The 16,516-nt window shown below is 53.9% G+C and carries 13 protein-coding genes and 1 other annotated feature; of the genes, 4 read left to right on the top strand and 9 right to left on the bottom strand.

What is annotated here, in order from left to right:
• Positions 1-3: 3 nt before the first annotated feature.
• The gene (locus P2W74_RS17060; RefSeq protein WP_276292545.1) at positions 4-2,295 is read right to left on the bottom strand and encodes a pyruvate formate lyase family protein; all 2,292 of its coding nucleotides are present in this window, start codon (positions 2,293-2,295) and stop codon (positions 4-6) included.
• Positions 2,296-2,536: 241 nt separating this feature from the next.
• Between P2W74_RS17060 and P2W74_RS17065 the strand changes: the two genes are divergently transcribed.
• Both P2W74_RS17065 and P2W74_RS17070 read left to right on the top strand, forming a co-directional pair.
• The gene (locus tag P2W74_RS17065) at positions 2,537-4,450 is read left to right on the top strand and encodes a PTS fructose transporter subunit IIABC (protein WP_276292546.1); all 1,914 of its coding nucleotides are present in this window, start codon (positions 2,537-2,539) and stop codon (positions 4,448-4,450) included.
• Between the two features lie 37 nt (positions 4,451-4,487).
• A complete protein-coding gene (locus P2W74_RS17070) occupies positions 4,488-5,174 on the top strand; it encodes a GntR family transcriptional regulator (protein WP_276292547.1) in 687 nt (228 codons plus the stop codon).
• 58 nt (positions 5,175-5,232) lie between these two features.
• On the opposite strand, the gene htpG is transcribed toward P2W74_RS17070, so the two are convergent.
• The 6 genes from htpG to P2W74_RS17100 form a co-directional block, all read right to left on the bottom strand.
• Positions 5,233-7,107, bottom strand: a complete 1,875-nt coding sequence (gene htpG, locus P2W74_RS17075; protein ID WP_276292548.1) for a molecular chaperone HtpG — start codon at positions 7,105-7,107, stop codon at positions 5,233-5,235.
• A 111-nt stretch (positions 7,108-7,218) separates the two neighbouring features.
• Entirely contained in the window at positions 7,219-7,824 is a 606-nt protein-coding gene (gene recR, locus P2W74_RS17080; protein WP_276292549.1) for a recombination mediator RecR, read from the bottom strand.
• Positions 7,824-8,153 carry a YbaB/EbfC family nucleoid-associated protein gene (locus tag P2W74_RS17085; protein WP_276292550.1) on the bottom strand — a complete coding sequence of 110 codons (330 nt, stop codon included), beginning with the start codon at positions 8,151-8,153 and terminating at the stop codon, positions 7,824-7,826. The genes recR and P2W74_RS17085 overlap by 1 nt, the downstream gene beginning before the upstream one ends.
• A 53-nt stretch (positions 8,154-8,206) precedes the next feature.
• Positions 8,207-10,135, bottom strand: a complete 1,929-nt coding sequence (gene dnaX, locus P2W74_RS17090) for a DNA polymerase III subunit gamma/tau (RefSeq protein WP_276292551.1) — start codon at positions 10,133-10,135, stop codon at positions 8,207-8,209.
• Positions 8,810-8,874, bottom strand: a sequence feature (DnaX frameshifting element). It overlaps the preceding gene by 65 nt.
• A 271-nt stretch (positions 10,136-10,406) precedes the next feature.
• The gene (gene apt, locus P2W74_RS17095) at positions 10,407-10,958 is read right to left on the bottom strand and encodes an adenine phosphoribosyltransferase (RefSeq protein ID WP_203358637.1); all 552 of its coding nucleotides are present in this window, start codon (positions 10,956-10,958) and stop codon (positions 10,407-10,409) included.
• Between the two features lie 151 nt (positions 10,959-11,109).
• On the bottom strand, positions 11,110-11,487 hold the full coding sequence (locus P2W74_RS17100) for a DUF454 family protein (RefSeq protein ID WP_203358638.1): 378 nt from the start codon (positions 11,485-11,487) through the stop codon (positions 11,110-11,112).
• 69 nt (positions 11,488-11,556) lie between these two features.
• Here P2W74_RS17100 and priC point away from each other — a divergent pair, with 69 nt between their 5' ends.
• Positions 11,557-12,084 (top strand): primosomal replication protein N'', encoded by a 528-nt coding sequence (gene priC, locus P2W74_RS17105; RefSeq protein WP_276292552.1) that lies wholly within the window; start codon positions 11,557-11,559, stop codon positions 12,082-12,084.
• A gap of 14 nt (positions 12,085-12,098) precedes the next feature.
• Entirely contained in the window at positions 12,099-12,254 is a 156-nt protein-coding gene (gene rsmS / locus P2W74_RS17110; RefSeq protein WP_276292553.1) for a pleiotropic regulatory protein RsmS, read from the top strand.
• A gap of 30 nt (positions 12,255-12,284) precedes the next feature.
• On the opposite strand, the gene mscK is transcribed toward rsmS, so the two are convergent.
• Positions 12,285-15,647: a mechanosensitive channel MscK gene (gene mscK / locus P2W74_RS17115; protein ID WP_276292554.1), complete on the bottom strand. Its 3,363-nt coding sequence runs from the start codon at positions 15,645-15,647 to the stop codon at positions 12,285-12,287.
• A 119-nt stretch (positions 15,648-15,766) separates the two neighbouring features.
• Positions 15,767-16,420: a multidrug efflux transporter transcriptional repressor AcrR gene (gene acrR, locus P2W74_RS17120; RefSeq protein ID WP_276292555.1), complete on the bottom strand. Its 654-nt coding sequence runs from the start codon at positions 16,418-16,420 to the stop codon at positions 15,767-15,769.
• Between the last annotated feature and the right edge of the window lie 96 nt (positions 16,421-16,516).

Here is a 16,516-nt window from a genome sequence, read left to right on the forward strand (position 1 = left end):
ACCTCAGTCGTTCAGCGTACGGTTGAGGATTTCCTGCTGAACATCTCTGTCCAGATTGACGAAACGCGCGCTGAACCCGCCGACCCGCACAATCAGATTGGGGTATTTTTCCGGGTGTTGATACGCCGCCTCCAGTTCGCCCTTGCCCACCACACTGACCATCAATTGCGGCCCGCCCCGCTCAAAATACGAGTGCATTAACGCCTCAACCAGCGGACGGCGGGTGTTGAACAGCCCTTTACTGAATTTGATGTTTTGTACCGAACCGGCGTGATATTTCGCGTCCAGTTTCAACAACGAGTTAAGCATCGCCGTCGGGCCATTTTTATCCGCGCCGCTTTGTGGGTTGTTGGCATTGCTCATATAAATGCCTTTGTGTCGCCCATCCGCTGACGCGCTGGTGGCACGCCCCCATTCGGTATTGACCTGGTTGTTGATGATCACCACCAGATAGCTGTCCAGCCCAACCCGCTTCGCCGCGTCACGCACGCCGTTGCAGACATAGCGATGCTGCATAACCGCAAGGTCATCGGCAGCGTCGTCGTCATTGCCGAACTTCGTTGCGGCAATCAGCGCGCGCTTCAGGTCGTCGTACCCCTGGAAATCCGCTTGCAGCGCCGCAATCAGCGTCATGTAGCTGTAGCGTTGCTCGGTAAAAATGACCTGTTTGATCGCGGTCAGGGAATCCGCCGCATTGGTATTTCCGTAGGTTTCGTTAGTCCCGCCCAGGTAACGCGCGCCGCCATCAAGAAGAGCTTTGCCGCGCGCCACGCAGTCTGCCGTCAGCAGTGAGGTGAATAAAAATCCGACTTGCTCATTCATCACCTGATAAGACAACGCCTGGGCGCGCGCCGTAGTGTCAATGTAGTAATCCAGTAAGCGCTGGTAGTTACTGAGCACATCATCAAAACAGGTTATCTGTTCTGGCTGAATTAATGCCACGCCACCGCTTTTCTCTTTGCCATCCCAAAAATCAATGCCGCCGCTGAGCGAAATATTGAGAATTTTAAGTAAGTTCATGCAGGTATTCGGCGTGCCGACGCTTCTTCCGGCCAACACGAACTCGCCGCAACCAAAGGGAACATACTGCTCAGCTTCCGCTTCCGCCACCTGCATAGCATTCATCACTGCCGGAATATTCACGTCATCGTTATACAGAATGGGATAGGTCAAACCTGTGCCAATCACCGCCAGCGCCTGTTGCCAGATAGTGCTATCCATCCCGTCATAGATACGCAATGTAAATTGCGGCTCCGTATCGCCATTTTCTTCGACAGCCTGAATCGCCAGGCGGCAATAGACATCGGCATTTTTCGGGTTACGCCGCCCTTTCCCACCGACGACAACGCGGCCGTTCACCGTGGTTTTACGCGCTTCAATCAGACGATAGTGGGAGCGAATACAGTCAATGGCCTGCCGTTCGGTCAGTCGTCCGGCCTGAAGATCCGCCACCAGCAGATCTCCAAGATAGTCATCCATGCGCCCATAGTTCACCACGCCCGCGCACAGGCTATACAGCCAGCTCAATTCAATCCCCTGAATAAAGGTGGCCGGTTTATCATTGCGGATGGCAGCCAGTTCACTCATTAACAGCACCAGATGCTGACAGCGATCGGTATCCGTGCAATTCATCATTTCGTCTGCGGCAAGCTGAATGTGTCGGTCAATCACCTGCTGCAAAATGCCCAGCACATCGCGGAAGGCGTGATACAACTGAACCGCCGTCTCGTCCTTCACGCTTTCAGCCAGTTTCTGCTGTTGTTCAATGCGCAAAAGCAGCCCGCCGATCCCCAGATCCATCAGCTGCGGATAATCCAGATACATCCCGCTTAAACGCGCGGTGGCGATCGCCGGGAAGTTAACATCGACAAACTTGCCCAGAGTGTCGTCTGTCAGTGCCTGGCGGAAATAGACCGTACGGGTGTCATGCTCGCGCCAGAAGTGCTCAAGCGCATCGACTCTCTCCCGCTGGGCCTCTGTTTCCAGCGTTTCACGCAGCTGGCTCAACTTCGCAAAATGGCAGTAGTGGCCAACGCCGCCCACCGAGGTGACGCAACCAAAGCCAATCGGCAGCGCGTCGACACGCCCCAGAATAAGATCGTCGGCAAAGGGACGGCGGAACAGCGTGGGATAGAGTTCCTGCAGGCAGCGAACTTCGCGTGCAAAGCGCTCCGGCGTTGACTGGAATGCCCTGGTGTAGGCTTCCATGATCGCGAGTTGCTCTTCCGGGCTTTTTTCACACGGGATCTTTTTATTCACGTCGACTTGTTCGGCGATAATCGGTTGTTTGCTCACTGTCCTGCCTCCATAAAAATCGTCCCTCTATTAACTTGTAATTACAAATAACCGTCTTTGACCTAAATCAAGAATCCTGAAATGAACAAATCATCACCAGGTGTATTGTGTGAAATCGCCAGCAAATCCAAGTAAACGGCGTCGCACGCGCCTCAAGTCATGATCAATATCAAGATCCCCTACAGGGTAAACTTTTAGCCTCTGCGAAAGTTGTAAATACAAATAATCGTGAGAGTCTACTGTGAAGATAAACGACCTTATTCATCCGGCGTTGATTTGTCTGGATCTCAAATCAAGCCAAAAAGACGCAGCGCTGACTGAACTCGCAGACCTTTTATTCCGCGAGAATAAAATTCGCCACACCGGGGAATTTATCCAGGAGATATGGGCAAGAGAAGAGACGGGAAATACCGGATTTGAAGGCGGTGTTGCGCTTCCGCACGCCCGTAGCAGCTGTGTTTTATCGCCTGCCGTCGCGATTGGCATCAGTCGCCAGGGTATTGATTATGGCGCTGAAGATGGGCAACCCACCCACCTGATCCTGATGATCGCCTCGGCGGAACAGGCCAGTGAAGCCCACATTGAGGTTCTGGCGCAGATCTCTTCCCGACTGGTGGAAGATGACAGCGTCAGCCAAATCCTCGCCTGTCAGGATGCTCAGGCCGTCACGGATTATTTCTGCCAGTCCAGTGAAGCGTCTACCGAAACGATAAGCGCCGCCGCCTCACGCGGACTGATCATCGGCGTGACAGGTTGCCCGGTGGGGATTGCACACACTTACCTGGCCGCAGAGATGCTGGAAAAAGCGGCCGCAGAGATGGGCTATGAGGCCATTGTCGAAACCAACGGCTCCATTGGCGTAAAAAATGCGCCGACCGGGGACGATATCGCCCGGGCTGACGCCATAATTGTCGCCTGTGATAAACAAGTCGATCTGGATCGCTTTAACGGTAAGAAAGTGGTCATCACGGGCGTCAAAGCCGCCATCAAAGATGCGCAAGGGTTAATTAACCAGGCGCTGGCGGCACAACCTTACCAGGCAAAAGGCACAGCCAAAACGCAGGCGTCGACCACATCGGTACGTAGCCAGTTATACAAATCGCTGATGAACGGTGTCTCGTACATGATCCCGTTTGTCGTGACCGGCGGGCTGATGATCGCCCTGGCGCTGGCGCTGGGCGGCGTGCCGACGCCGTCAGGACTGGCTATCCCGGAGGGCAGTTTATGGAACCAGGTACTGAATGTCGGCGTCGTCGGATTCACCCTGATGATCCCTGTTCTTGCCGGCTATATTGCTTACGCGATTGGTGAACGGCCCGCACTGGCGCCAGGACTTATCGGCGGCTGGATTGCTAATACCGGTTCGTTTTACGGCGCCAGCGCAGGATGTGGGTTTATCGGTGCGATCATTGCCGGGCTGCTGGTAGGCTATTTCATCCGCTGGTTGACCCATCTTTCCTGGCACAAAATGTTGCTACCGCTGGTGCCGATCATGATCGCGCCTATTGCGGGCACCGCGTTCATTGCCGCGTTATTTATCTTTGTCATCGGCGCGCCGGTCGCCGACCTGATGGCCTTCCTTAACCATATGCTGACCAACCTTTCCACCGGCAATATCATTCTGATTGGCCTGGTGATGGGACTGATGCAGGGCTTTGACATGGGCGGCCCCTTTGGCAAAGTGGTCTTCATGTTCAGCGTGGGTCTTATCGCCCAGGGGCAAACGCAGTTTATGGGCGCGCAGGCGGCAGCCATCCCGGTTGCTCCGCTGGGCATGGCGTTGGCGGCCATTATCGGCAGGCGTTTCAATTTGTTTGACGATGAAGAGTACGAGAACGGTAAAGCCGCAGCCGCAATGGGGCTGGTCGGGATTTCGGAAGGCGCGATTCCCTTTGCCGCCCGCGATCCGCTGTCGGTGATCCCGGCTAACATGATTGGCTCTGCGGTGGCATGCATACTGGGCTTTGTTTTCAGCCTGCACTGCAATGTCGCGCATGGCGGCCCGATCATTGTGCTGCTGGGCGGTTTTGATCAGCCGTTAATGGCGCTCATCGCAATGGGCAGCGGCATTATCACCACTGCCGCAATTGCTATTGCGCTCAAACGACTTAGAATGACGAAAAAGCAGCAATTTCTCGTTCAACCGCAAGCCTAACAAAGGGCGCGTCGTAAGACGCGCCACAACGGACGCCATGAAGTATCTTGATATCTATCTGTTGTTAAGAGAGAAAATCCTTAAAGGTGAATACGCTGCCGGTGAACCGGTAGAAGGTGAACATGCCCTCGCAGAGCGCTACGGCGTCAGCCGCCCCACCATTCAGAAAGCCGTTGCGCGCCTGAAAAGGGAATCGTTCGTCCATACCCGACAAGGTTCAGGGATCTTCGTTAATCCACCCGAGTTTTACCAGGACAACAATGTCATTACCCTGTCAGAACGTATTCACCGGGATCAAACGCTGGATAACGTGGTGCTCAGTTATAATATTCAGTCGACCTTTACTGAGGTCGCGGCGCTGTTCGACTTACCGCCAGAGACCGCGTTGATTCACTATCGCCGAATGCGGATCATCAACCAACAACCTGCCATCATTGAAGAAACCTGGATGCCGCAGGCGTTATTCCCGGCGTTTACTCAGGATAACTGCCGCCAGTCCGTGCTTCACTACATTGAGCAAACCTGTGGTTACGCCATCAGTCACGACGTCAAAATATGGTCGGGAAAAATACTCAATGCGGATGAGGCCTGGCTTTTACGGTTACCGGAAGGGCAAGTGAGTCTCTGCATCACCCACAAGGTCTATTTGCAAAGCGGTGAACTGGCGCAGTACACGCAGGAAACGCTGGCGACAAATAGCGTGACGACGGTGTCGATGCGCTAAAACGAAAAAAGGCAACCTGCGTTGCCCTTTTGTGGTGATGCTCAGTGCCGGGTAAAAATTACGACACCAGCAGCTGGTTCATACGACGGATGAACAGGTTAGGATCTTCCAGCGTGCCGCGTTCGGCAAACAGCGCCTGATCCAGCAGCAATTCAACCCACTCTTTGAACTGTGCTTCATCCTGGGTATCTGCCGTGCGTTTTACCAGCACGTGATCCGGGTTGAGTTCAAAGATGTATTTCACCTCTGGTACCGCCTGGCCCGCAGCAGCGAACAGTTTCGCCATCTGGGTGCTCATTTCGTCCGCATCGGTGGTCACGATGGCCGGGGTATCGGTCAGACGGTGCGTCAGACGCACTTCTTTCACACGGTCGCCCAGTAAGGTCTTCACACGCTCAACGAACGGGGTCAGCGCTTTTTCCGCTTCTTTCGCGCTTTCATCCACTTCATCCGCCAGCTTATCGATAGATTCGTCAGCTTTAGCAACGGACTGGAACGGCTTACCGTCGAACTCGGTCAGGTAGTTCATCATCCACTCATCGATGCGGTCAGAAAGCAGCAGCACTTCGATGCCTTTCTTACGCAGCAGTTCCAGATGCGGGCTGCTCTTCGCCGCCGCATAGCTGTCCGCGGTGATGTAGTAGATCTTCTCCTGCCCTTCTTTCATCCGGGAGATGTACTCTTCCAGTGAAACGGTCTGCGCAGAAGAGTCGGTGTGCGTAGAGGCGAAACGCATCAGTTTGGCGATCGTTTCCTGGTTTGCGTTGTCTTCCGCCGGGCCTTCTTTCAGCACCAGACCGAACTGCTTCCAGAATGTCTGGTATTTTTCCGCATCATCTTTTGCCAGTTTTTCCAGCATCTGCAATACACGTTTGGTCAGCGCACTGCGCAGATTGCGGGTTACCGTGCTGTCCTGCAGAATTTCACGGGAAACGTTCAGCGGCAGATCGTTGGAGTCTATCAGGCCGCGGACGAAGCGCAGGTAGTTCGGCATGAACTGCTCAGCGTCATCCATAATAAACACGCGCTGAACGTACAGCTTCAGGCCGTGCTTGTGATCGCGGTTCCACATATCCCACGGCGCCTGCGACGGGATGTACAGCAGGCTGGTGTACTCCTGCTTCCCTTCCACGCGGTTGTGGCTCCAGGTCAGCGGGTCAGTGAAGTCGTGAGCAATGTGCTTATAGAATTCGTTGTATTCGTCGTCTTTAATGTCAGACTTGTTACGCGTCCACAACGCCTGCGCTTTGTTGATTTTTTCCCAGGAAACCACGGTTTCACCGTCTTTCTCTTCCTGTTTTTCAATCTCTACCGGCAGTGCGATATGGTCGGAATATTTGCTGATGATGGAGCGTACACGCCAGTCATCGAGGAACTCGTCTTCCCCTTCACGTAGGTGCAGGGTGATTTCCGTTCCGCGATCCGCTTTCGTGATATCGGCAACCGTATATTCGCCTTCACCGGCAGATTCCCAGAACACGCCATTTTCCGGCTTGTCGCCCGCCGCACGGGTGCGTACGGTCACTTTATCGGCCACGATAAACGCGGAGTAGAAACCAACCCCGAACTGACCGATAAGCTGGCTGTCTTTCGCCTGATCGGAGCCCATGGATTCGAGGAAGGACTTGGTACCGGATTTTGCGATGGTCCCCAGGTGATCGATAACATCGTCACGGTTCATCCCCACGCCGTTATCGGCAATGGTCAACGTACGCTTATCTTTATCGAAGGAGACACGCACACGCAGCTCACCGTCGCCTTCATACAGGTCCGGGTTAGACAGCGCGCGAAAACGCAGCTTGTCTGCCGCATCCGAGGCGTTAGAGATAAGCTCACGCAGGAAGATTTCTTTATTGGAATACAGAGAATGGATCATCAGGTGCAGAAGCTGTTTTACTTCTGACTGAAAACCACGGGTTTCTTGTCCTTTCATGTAGATCTACCTCAACAATGCCATTTTCAATGGTAATAAACACGTTGAGAGGGAAATGGGGACGAGCGTGAGGGATTTCAAGCGGAGGCCGCGGGCACGACCTCCGTTTGTTCAGAATTTAATCTTATGACGCCCGGCAAGAGAGTGCGACAGCGTAGTGCCATCGACCATCTCCAGCTCGCCGCCGACCGGCACGCCATGGGCGATACGGCTGGCTTCAACCTCATATTGCGCGCAAAGCTCAGCAATATAGTTGGCGGTAGCTTCTCCTTCGACCGTTGGGTTGGTCGCGAGGATCACTTCACTGAGTTGCTCGGCTGCCAGTCGCTGCTCCAGACGGTCAAGACCGATATCATCCGGCCCAATACCGTCCAGCGGCGACAAATGCCCCATCAGCACGAAGTAACGCCCGGAAAACTGCCCGGTTTGCTCAATGGCGTAGATGTCCGCAGGACTCTCTACGACACAAATTTGACCGTTCTCCTGACGACGCGGGTTCGCACAAATATTGCACACTTCCTGCTCGGTGAAGGTGCGGCAATCGGCGCAGTGGCCGATCTCCGACATCGCCTTCGTCAGCGCCTGCGCCAGACGCATCCCGCCGCTGCGATCGCGTTGTAGTAACGTGAACGCCATACGCTGCGCTGACTTGGGGCCAACGCCCGGCAGGCAACGCAGCGCTTCCATCAGCTGTGTTAACAGCGGGCTGGTTTGCATCAGAACGGCATCTTAAAGCCTGGCGGCAGTTGCATGCCGGAGGAGACGGATGCCATTTTCTCTTTCTGGGTCTCATCAATGCGGCGAGCCGCATCGTTGAATGCCGCAGCAACCAAATCTTCCAGCATATCTTTGTCGTCTTCCAGCAGGCTTGGATCGATCTCCACGCGGCGGCAGTTATGCGCACCGTTGATGGTCACTTTCACAAGTCCTGCGCCAGATTCGCCAGTCACTTCCAGCTTGGCGACTTCTTCTTGCATCTGCTGCATTTTTTCTTGCATCTGCTGGGCCTGTTTCATCAGGTTACCCAGACCGCCTTTACCAAACATAGGCTTCTCTCTCAATCACGTTAAGGGATGACGACCATAAGCACAGCTTACGATCAAATGGGGCGGATACTCTCTTCGTCCAGATCTGCGTCGAAGAAACGGCGCAACGTCTGAATGTTATTATCCGCAATAATCGACTCACGCGCCTGCGCGAGTTTCTCTTCATAAATCGCCTGACGCCACTCGAGCGGCGTTCGCACCGCAGGATTATCGTCTTCAACGATGGTCAGTTCAACCGGCGAGCCCGTTAAGGCGCTTAATGCCTCCGCTAACCTTTGCTGCGCGCCGCTGGAATTGAGGTGCCGCTGCGTAGAACGCAGGTGCAAACACACGACATTGCCGTTTTCCTCTTTCCACGCATTTAACGCGACCTGCTCCACCAGTTTTGGCAGTGAAAGCTGGCTCACCTGCGCCGCCCACGGGTCACGCTCAATCGCTTCCGCCGCCAGTTTGGCCGCCAGCTCTGGCGTTTTTTCATGCTCCAGCGCTTTTTTCAGCGCTTTCGGCGTGGCGACCGCCTCTTTCACTTCAACAACGGGATTGGTTGTCTTCCAGCGATAGGCTTCTTTCTTCGCTGGCGCCTTTTCCAGCGCAGAGGGCGCCGGACGCGCCTGAACACGTTCAGAAACGGAGGCCAGTCTTTCCAGCGCAGCATTATTCACCGGCCGCGCGCGGGTAGCGGCTGCCGGTTCACTCTTTTTTGCTTTGGTTGCTCCCTGAGCACGCTGCAGCTGATTACGCGCCGCCAGTACCTGACTGGTGGATTCCGGCAACGGGGCCGCGGGTGCCTGATGCACAGGCGCAGATAGCTGTGGCAACTGAGTCGGGGTCATTACCGCTGTCGGGGCGACCGGTGCAAAAGCGGGTTGCGAAACCTCTGGCTCCGGGAGCGGCATACGCGGGTGGAATGCCAGCGCACGTAGTAGCGTCATTTCAACGCCCATCCGCCGGTCCGGCGCATAAGGCAGCTCTTTACGACCGATTAAGAGCGTCTGATAGTAGAGCTGAATGTCGGTTGGCGGCACTACTCGCGCCAGTTCACGCATACGCTGTTCAATGGCCGCCATGTCGCTACCGAGCGCCGCAGGCGAAAGCTGCACCATCGCAATGCGGTGCAGCAGACCCAGCATCTCAACCAACAATGCTTCCCATTCGATACCACGCGCGGCCGCCTCATTGACCAGCGACATCACACGCTCGCCGTTGGCTTCCACCACGGCTTCAACAAGAGAAAGCGCCTGGTCATCGTCCAGCGTCCCGAGCATCGCGCTCACCGCCTGAGTAGAGACCAGACCGTCGCCGCTGGCGATCGCCTGGTCCGTCAGACTCAGTGCATCGCGCAAACTGCCGTCCGCCGCGCGGGACAACAATTGCAGTGCCCGCGGTTCATGGCTGATGTGCTCTTCGTTGAGGATATGCTCAAGCTGATGGCGGATTTGATCGACATCCAGCGCTTTGAGATGAAATTGCAGGCAGCGCGACAGGATCGTCACCGGCAGCTTCTGCGGATCGGTCGTCGCCAGCAGAAACTTCACATGGGCTGGCGGTTCTTCAAGGGTTTTGAGCAGCGCGTTGAAGCTGTGGCGCGACAGCATGTGCACTTCATCGATCAGGTAGACCTTGAAACGACCACGCGCAGGCGCGTACTGGACGTTATCCAGCAGGTCACGGGTGTCTTCAACTTTGGTGCGCGACGCGGCATCAATCTCAATCAGATCGACAAAACGTCCCTGCTCGATTTCACGGCAGTTATCACACACGCCGCATGGGGTGGCGGTAATGCCGGTTTCACAATTCAGCCCTTTCGCCAGCAAACGGGCGATAGAGGTTTTCCCGACGCCACGGGTGCCGGAAAAAAGATAAGCATGATGAATACGCCCTAACGACAAGCCGTTCGCCAGTGCGGTCAGCACATGTTCCTGGCCGACGACGTCAGCAAAGGTTTGTGGGCGCCATTTTCGGGCTAAGACCTGATAACTCATTGGCAGGCTCTGAAACGCTGGAAGGTGGATTCACGAAGGGGTAATGCTAACACAACCTCGCAGATACAGCGAGGTTGACAGGTGATATTCAGGCGTTATCGTTGCAGCCAGTTTGGTTACGGACAGCGCGCAGAAACCGGAGCGTACACGCAGTACGTGAGGATTTATTCGCTACGCTCACCCTTTCGGGCCGCCGCAAGCGCCGTTCAAAACGCAAATGCGTTTTGTCGAGCACTGCCCGGGGCCAAAATGGCAAATAAGATAGCCTGAATCAGTGTCCCGGGAAAGGCACCAGGCTATAGCAAGTTAGTCCCTGTTTTTCCAGGCGCTGCTCGCCGCCGAGATCGAACAGATTGATGATGAACGCCGCATCTGTCACTTCACCGCCCAGACGACGGATCAGTTTTACGGTCGCTTCAATGGTTCCACCTGTTGCCAGCAGATCATCAACGACCAGAACTTTGTCGCCCGGTTTGATGGCATCTACGTGAATTTCCAGCTGATCGGTGCCGTACTCCAGTTCATAGCTTTCAGCGATCGTTTCACGTGGCAATTTACGTGGTTTACGTACGGGAACAAACCCAACGTCCAGGCCCAGTGCTACCGGCGCGCCAAACAGGAAGCCACGCGCTTCGGTGCCGACGACTTTGGTGATGCCCGCATCTTTGTATCGCTCAACCAGCAATTCAATGCTAAGCGCGTACGCTTTCGGGTCTTCCAGTAAGCTGGTGACATCACGGAAAAGAATGCCCGGTTTTGGGTAGTCGTGAATGCTTTTGATGCTATTTTTAAGAAACTCAAGCTGCTGTGCAGTCGCGGTCATGGATGTATGCCTGCTAAGAACGGTGTTACTCACGGCGCAATCATATCAGGTCAAGGTAACGATTGTTTAACCTTTGACCGCCTGCGCCTGTGCTCGAAAACGGTCGAATTTACTGGCTGTTGGCAACAATTGCAACAGCGATTATGGTGCTTCAGTGCTTTTGTTGCTTTTCATCAATCACCGGGATCCGCCACAGAAAAATCAGCAGACAGCTTAAGATTGCCAGTAACAGTATCCGGACCCACATCATATTGACCAGCCACAGAGAAACGCCGAAGGTGATCAAAATAAGGATGATCGCCCGTGGCTTAGCGCCAGGAGGCATCGCGTGATGCTGTTGCCAATAGCGAAGGTATCCGCCAAACCACGAGCGATAGAGCAACCAGTCGTGAAAGCGTGGCGATGAACGGGCGAAGCACCAGGCCGCCAGCAAGATAAAAGGCGTGGTGGGCAACAGCGGCAGTACAACACCCAATGTTCCCAGCACTACCGCCAGCCAGCCAATAATGATTAAAATAATACGTTGCATAATAAGAGTATCTGGAACACCTGAATGCTACTTTAGCATAACGGTTATCATTTTCATCGGAGTGTTAAATTGAAAACCGACATGCTGTTACAGAAGCTGGAAGAGCAACTCATAAACCTGCGCCAGCGTTGCGCTCCGCAGGCGTTGCATGCAACCCTCAGCCCTCGCTTTGACCGCCATCTTTTTCATACACGCAGCACATTGCTACAGGCCTATCTGGAGGAAGCCGGGGAAAACCTGACCGCCCTGCGTCATGCTGTTGATCAGCAGCAGTTGCCCCAAATCGCCTGGCTCGCCGAACATCTTGCCTCCCAGATGGAAGCGATTTCACGTGAAACCGCCTCGTGGTCACTCCGGGAATGGGACAGTGGCTCTCCGGCACTCACCCGCTGGCAACGCAAACGTATTCAGCACCAGCAATTTGAGCGCCGTCTGCTGGAAATGACGCAAGAGCGTAAAGCCCTGCTCGCCAGGGCCACCCGCCTGGATGAACAACAGAAATTGCATCGTGAAGTTGAAGCCTATGAGGCCCGTCTGGCACGCTGTCGCCACGCGCTGGAAAAAATAGAAAACGTTCTGGCACGTTTAACCCGCTAACCCCCGGAGAATCTATGTCGCTTGAAAACGCCCCTGATGAGGTCAAACTGGCCGTTGATTTGATTATGTTATTAGAAGAGCACAACGTCGCACCCGACACGGTACTGAAAGCGCTGGAGATTATAAAGCGGGACTATGAAAGGAAAACTCAGCAGCTCGCCTCCTCGTAGGAAGAGAGCCGCTGAAAGAAGAGAACTTGTTTACCCTATCGCTGGCGTCGGATCGTCGCCTTTGATCTCGCGTTTCACTTCTGTCACCTCATCCCCCTTCTCGTTGCGCAGATGCACTTCAAGCTGGTTAAAGGCGATGTCGATATTGTTTTCACGGCACAGACGATCGATCGCACGGTTCAGCTCATCTACCGTATGGCTACGATCGCGCAGTTCACGCACATATAAGCGCAGCTCGTGATCCAGCGTGCTGGGGCCAAAGGTGGTAAAGAATACCGCCGGTTCCGGATCGTGCATCACTTTCGGGTGTTCCGCCGCTGCCTGCAACAGCACTTTTTTCACTTTGTCCAGATCCGAACCGTAGGCCACACCAAGGCGGATCACCAGACGCGTGGTGGTATCCGAGAGCGACCAGTTGATCAGACGCTCGGTCACAAACGCTTTGTTCGGGATAATCACTTCTTTACGATCAAAGTCGGTAATGGTGGTGGCGCGAATGCGGATCTTGCTTACCGTTCCCGAGAAGGTACCGATCGTGACCGTATCCCCAATACGTACCGGGCGTTCGAACAGAATAATCAGACCCGAAACAAAGTTACCGAAGATCTCCTGCAAACCAAAACCAAGACCGACCGACAGAGCCGCTGCCAGCCACTGCAGTTTGTCCCACGATACGCCGAGCGATCCAAACACCGTCATTGCGCCAATGGCAATGATCGCATAATTGAGGATCGTGGTGATGGCGTAAGACGCGCCCTGGCGCATTTTCAGGCGCGAAAGCACCAGCACTTCCAGCAACCCCGGCAAGTTTCGGATCAGCGCCCAGGCCACCATGGAGGCAATAATGGCAAACAGCAGACTGCCCATGGTGACGTTTTTCACCACCGCCGCACCCGCTTCCGTGCCGTTGTAATGCCAGAGCGTAATGCTATCGAGATAGCTGAACACGGTAATCAAATCAGACCAAATTGCCCAGAACAGCACGCCGAACAGCGCGATCATCAGCAACATGGTGATACGCAGCGTTTGCTGGTTAACCTGTTCGAGCGCAATGGTCGGCTCTTCCTGCGGTTCGGCACCTTCCGCGCCTTCTTTGACCAGATTCTGACGACGCGCCAGCGCGCGACGCCAGGCAATACGGCGGGCGGCAACGCTCAATCCACGCAATACCGTCTGATACAGCAGATTCCAGATAATCACCAGATAGACCGTTTCAATCCAGCGGCCAGACAGACGCAGCGTCGTATAGAAATAACCAGTCGCCGTTAAGACCATCAGCGCAATAGGCACGATTGATAACACCGTGATGGTGACCAGTCGCAGCCCGTGCGATTCCTTGTCGCGCCAGCTTTCACGGCACATCGGCCACACCAGGAAAGCAATCAGCAGCAGGTTCAGGAAAATGACTACCTGACCCAGCACATCGTCCATCAGATGCAGCGGTGAGAGTTCCGCCACCACCGACCAAAAATTCAGGGGTAGTAGCGCGAGGCTGATACGCACGATCTGGCGACGCCAATGGCTGGTCAGTTGTGCTGGCATACCAAAGTGGCGTACTGCGACGCCCTCTTTCTCCAGCACTTTCCAGCACAATCCAAACACCAGCCAGAAAAGCGCCATTTTTTTACTGAACGCCCACAGGAGATCGCTGATGTTAAGCTGCATGGTGAGCAGGATCAGACCGGCGGCAAGGATGACCAGACACACCGGTAAGGCGCGGATCAGATCAATGAGAATCGCTTTTGGCGTGTTGAGCTGGCTGTCATTACGTAATGACCCCACCGCTGCGGCTAATTTCTGCTGGTACGCTTTGAGCCATCCCAGCCGCCAGCGTATCAGTCCGGCGATCAGTAATAACGGTAATCCCGCCAGAAAAGCAATAAACACCGCAGGCCAGGCCTTTTCCCAGTTTACGGTGATTTTCATCGACTTAAACTGATCTTTCAGCGTCTGCGGGAAGGCTTTAATCCAGTCCCAGTCCATCGGACGGTTACTGTTAACCCAGAAAATTTGCTGGGTGAGGATCTCTTTCAGGTTTTTGGAGACGCTCATTAACTGCTGCTGATTGATCTGCAGGTTAATGGCCATCATCAATTGATTGCCGAGCTGTTTGTTCAGCTGATCGAGCAGTTCGCGGCGCATTTCGACCACCTGTAGCAGCGCGTCGTGAACTTCATCATTAATTTCTTTGGCGTGCCCTTCTTCCAGTTTGGCGACAAAGGCATCGCTCTGAAACAGCGCGTCACGCTGCTGGTTGACTTCAAATTGCTCAAGACGCAAATCCGCAATGCGGTTGGTCATATCTTTCAATTCGTCGGCTGACGGCAGGGTTTGCTGTTGCTGATAAAGGATACGAGACAACAGCAGGCTGCCTTTGAGGACCGCGATTTGTTCCTTAATATTGCGTTCCGATTGCAGCGCGCGGTCAAGCCAGTTTTTGACCTTAATATTTTGCTGCATCAGCGAGTTGCCGTTTTCCGTGGCAGAAATCAGCCGCTGGCTCAGTTGGTGGTTGATCTCCAGCTCCTGATTCACCAGCGGGTTCGTCTGGATACGCGCTGTCTCATCCGGAGTGACCGCTTCCTGCGCCGTTTTCTCCGTTAACGTAAGGCGTTTGCTGTTTACCGCTTCCTGTAAGAGCTGAAGCTGATGTTCCAGTCGGTTGCTGTTTGCCGTCACATAATCGCGCTGCTTTTGCAGGGTATCCTGCAAGACTGTATTGCCTTCCAGACTCTTACGCTGTTGATCTATCTGCGCATTGAGCAACACCTGCTGCGTCAGGAGCAACACCTGCTGGCTTGGGCGTAGCGCCGCTTCGCCCACATTGGTACCATCCAGGCGATTACGAATTTGCTGCAGTTGCTGAGAGGCGGTGTACATGGCGTTTTGCACCCGCTCTGGCTGTGTCTGGAGGGAGACGAGTTGGCTGTTATAGGTCGCCAGATCGTTTTGCGCGCTTTGCAAATCATCCAGCACTTGCGCAACGCGCAATTCAAGCTGACGCAATGAAAGTGTGCTTAATGTTTTTCGCGTTTCATCATCATTGTCGACGTCGCTCAGCGCATTGAGCGCATCAGACGCCTGGCGCATTTTCTCCGGCGCCTGCGCCACTTTCTGACGCAACTGAACGGTTTCGTCTTTCACCCGCTCAATTTTGTCGAGCGTCTCCAGTGTTTCAAGGAGGTCCTGCTGTACCAGTTTGTCCTGTGCGGTGAGGTCTTTTTGTTTGCTCAGCGCATCCAACTGGCTTTGCACATCGGCTTTCGTCGGCAGGTCACCATTCGATTGCGCGCGCGCAAATGCAGATGACTGGCAGGACAGCAACAGGATGAAGAAAAAAGTCGTTATAAAAACAAGATGCTGTAAACGTTTATTAAGCTGCAACATAGTCATGAGAATGAAGGTTTCTGAACCGGAAGAACGACCGAAAATAGCCAGAGCGCAAGAATATCACGGCTCACACAGACAAAATAGCAGGATGGAAAGCGTCCAGGAAAAATCCTGGGATGGCATCAGGAGCTTTCACCAGATAACGGTACGCGCAGCGTTGGACAGAATTGATACATCTCCAACAGAATAGCGACATAATCGCGCGCCTCCTTTTTAAGGTCAAAGGACTGCGGGGCGAATAACCAGTTTTCCATTATGCCAGAGATATAACTGCGCATTAATATCGCCGCCCGGCGGGTGTTAAGATTTTCGGGTAACATTTGCGCATGAATACAATGCGTTAGCGTTTGTTCAATGCGATCATAACTTTCCAGACAGAGGCTTCGCTGCGCCTGTTGAACGACAAACATCTCCCCAACGAACTCGCATTTATGGAATATAATCTCCATCAGCAACCGTCGGCGCTCTTCTGTCACAGTGGCTTCAAGAAGATAGACTAGAATCTCTCTTAATACTGATAGTGGATCGTCGGGGAATTTTGCCTGATACTCAATCTCAAGCTCACCAATATTGGATTCTGATAGTTCCCAGATTTCGCTAAATAAATCCGACTTGTTTTTGAAATGCCAATAGATTGCACCGCGTGTGACGCCAGCAGCTTTTGCAATCTCCACGAGCGAGGTGGATGATACACCTTGTTGCGAGAACAAACGCAGAGCTACATCCAGTATGTGTTGTCGTGTTACCAGCGCTTGTTGTTTGGTTTTTCGTGCCATATGTTGGTGAATTTACAGGCGTTAGATTTACATACATTTGTGAATGTATGTACCATAGCACGACGATAATATAAACGCAGTAATGGGTTTATGGGC

The organism is Citrobacter enshiensis (genome assembly GCF_029338175.1).
GTDB lineage: Bacteria > Pseudomonadota > Gammaproteobacteria > Enterobacterales > Enterobacteriaceae > Citrobacter_D > Citrobacter_D enshiensis.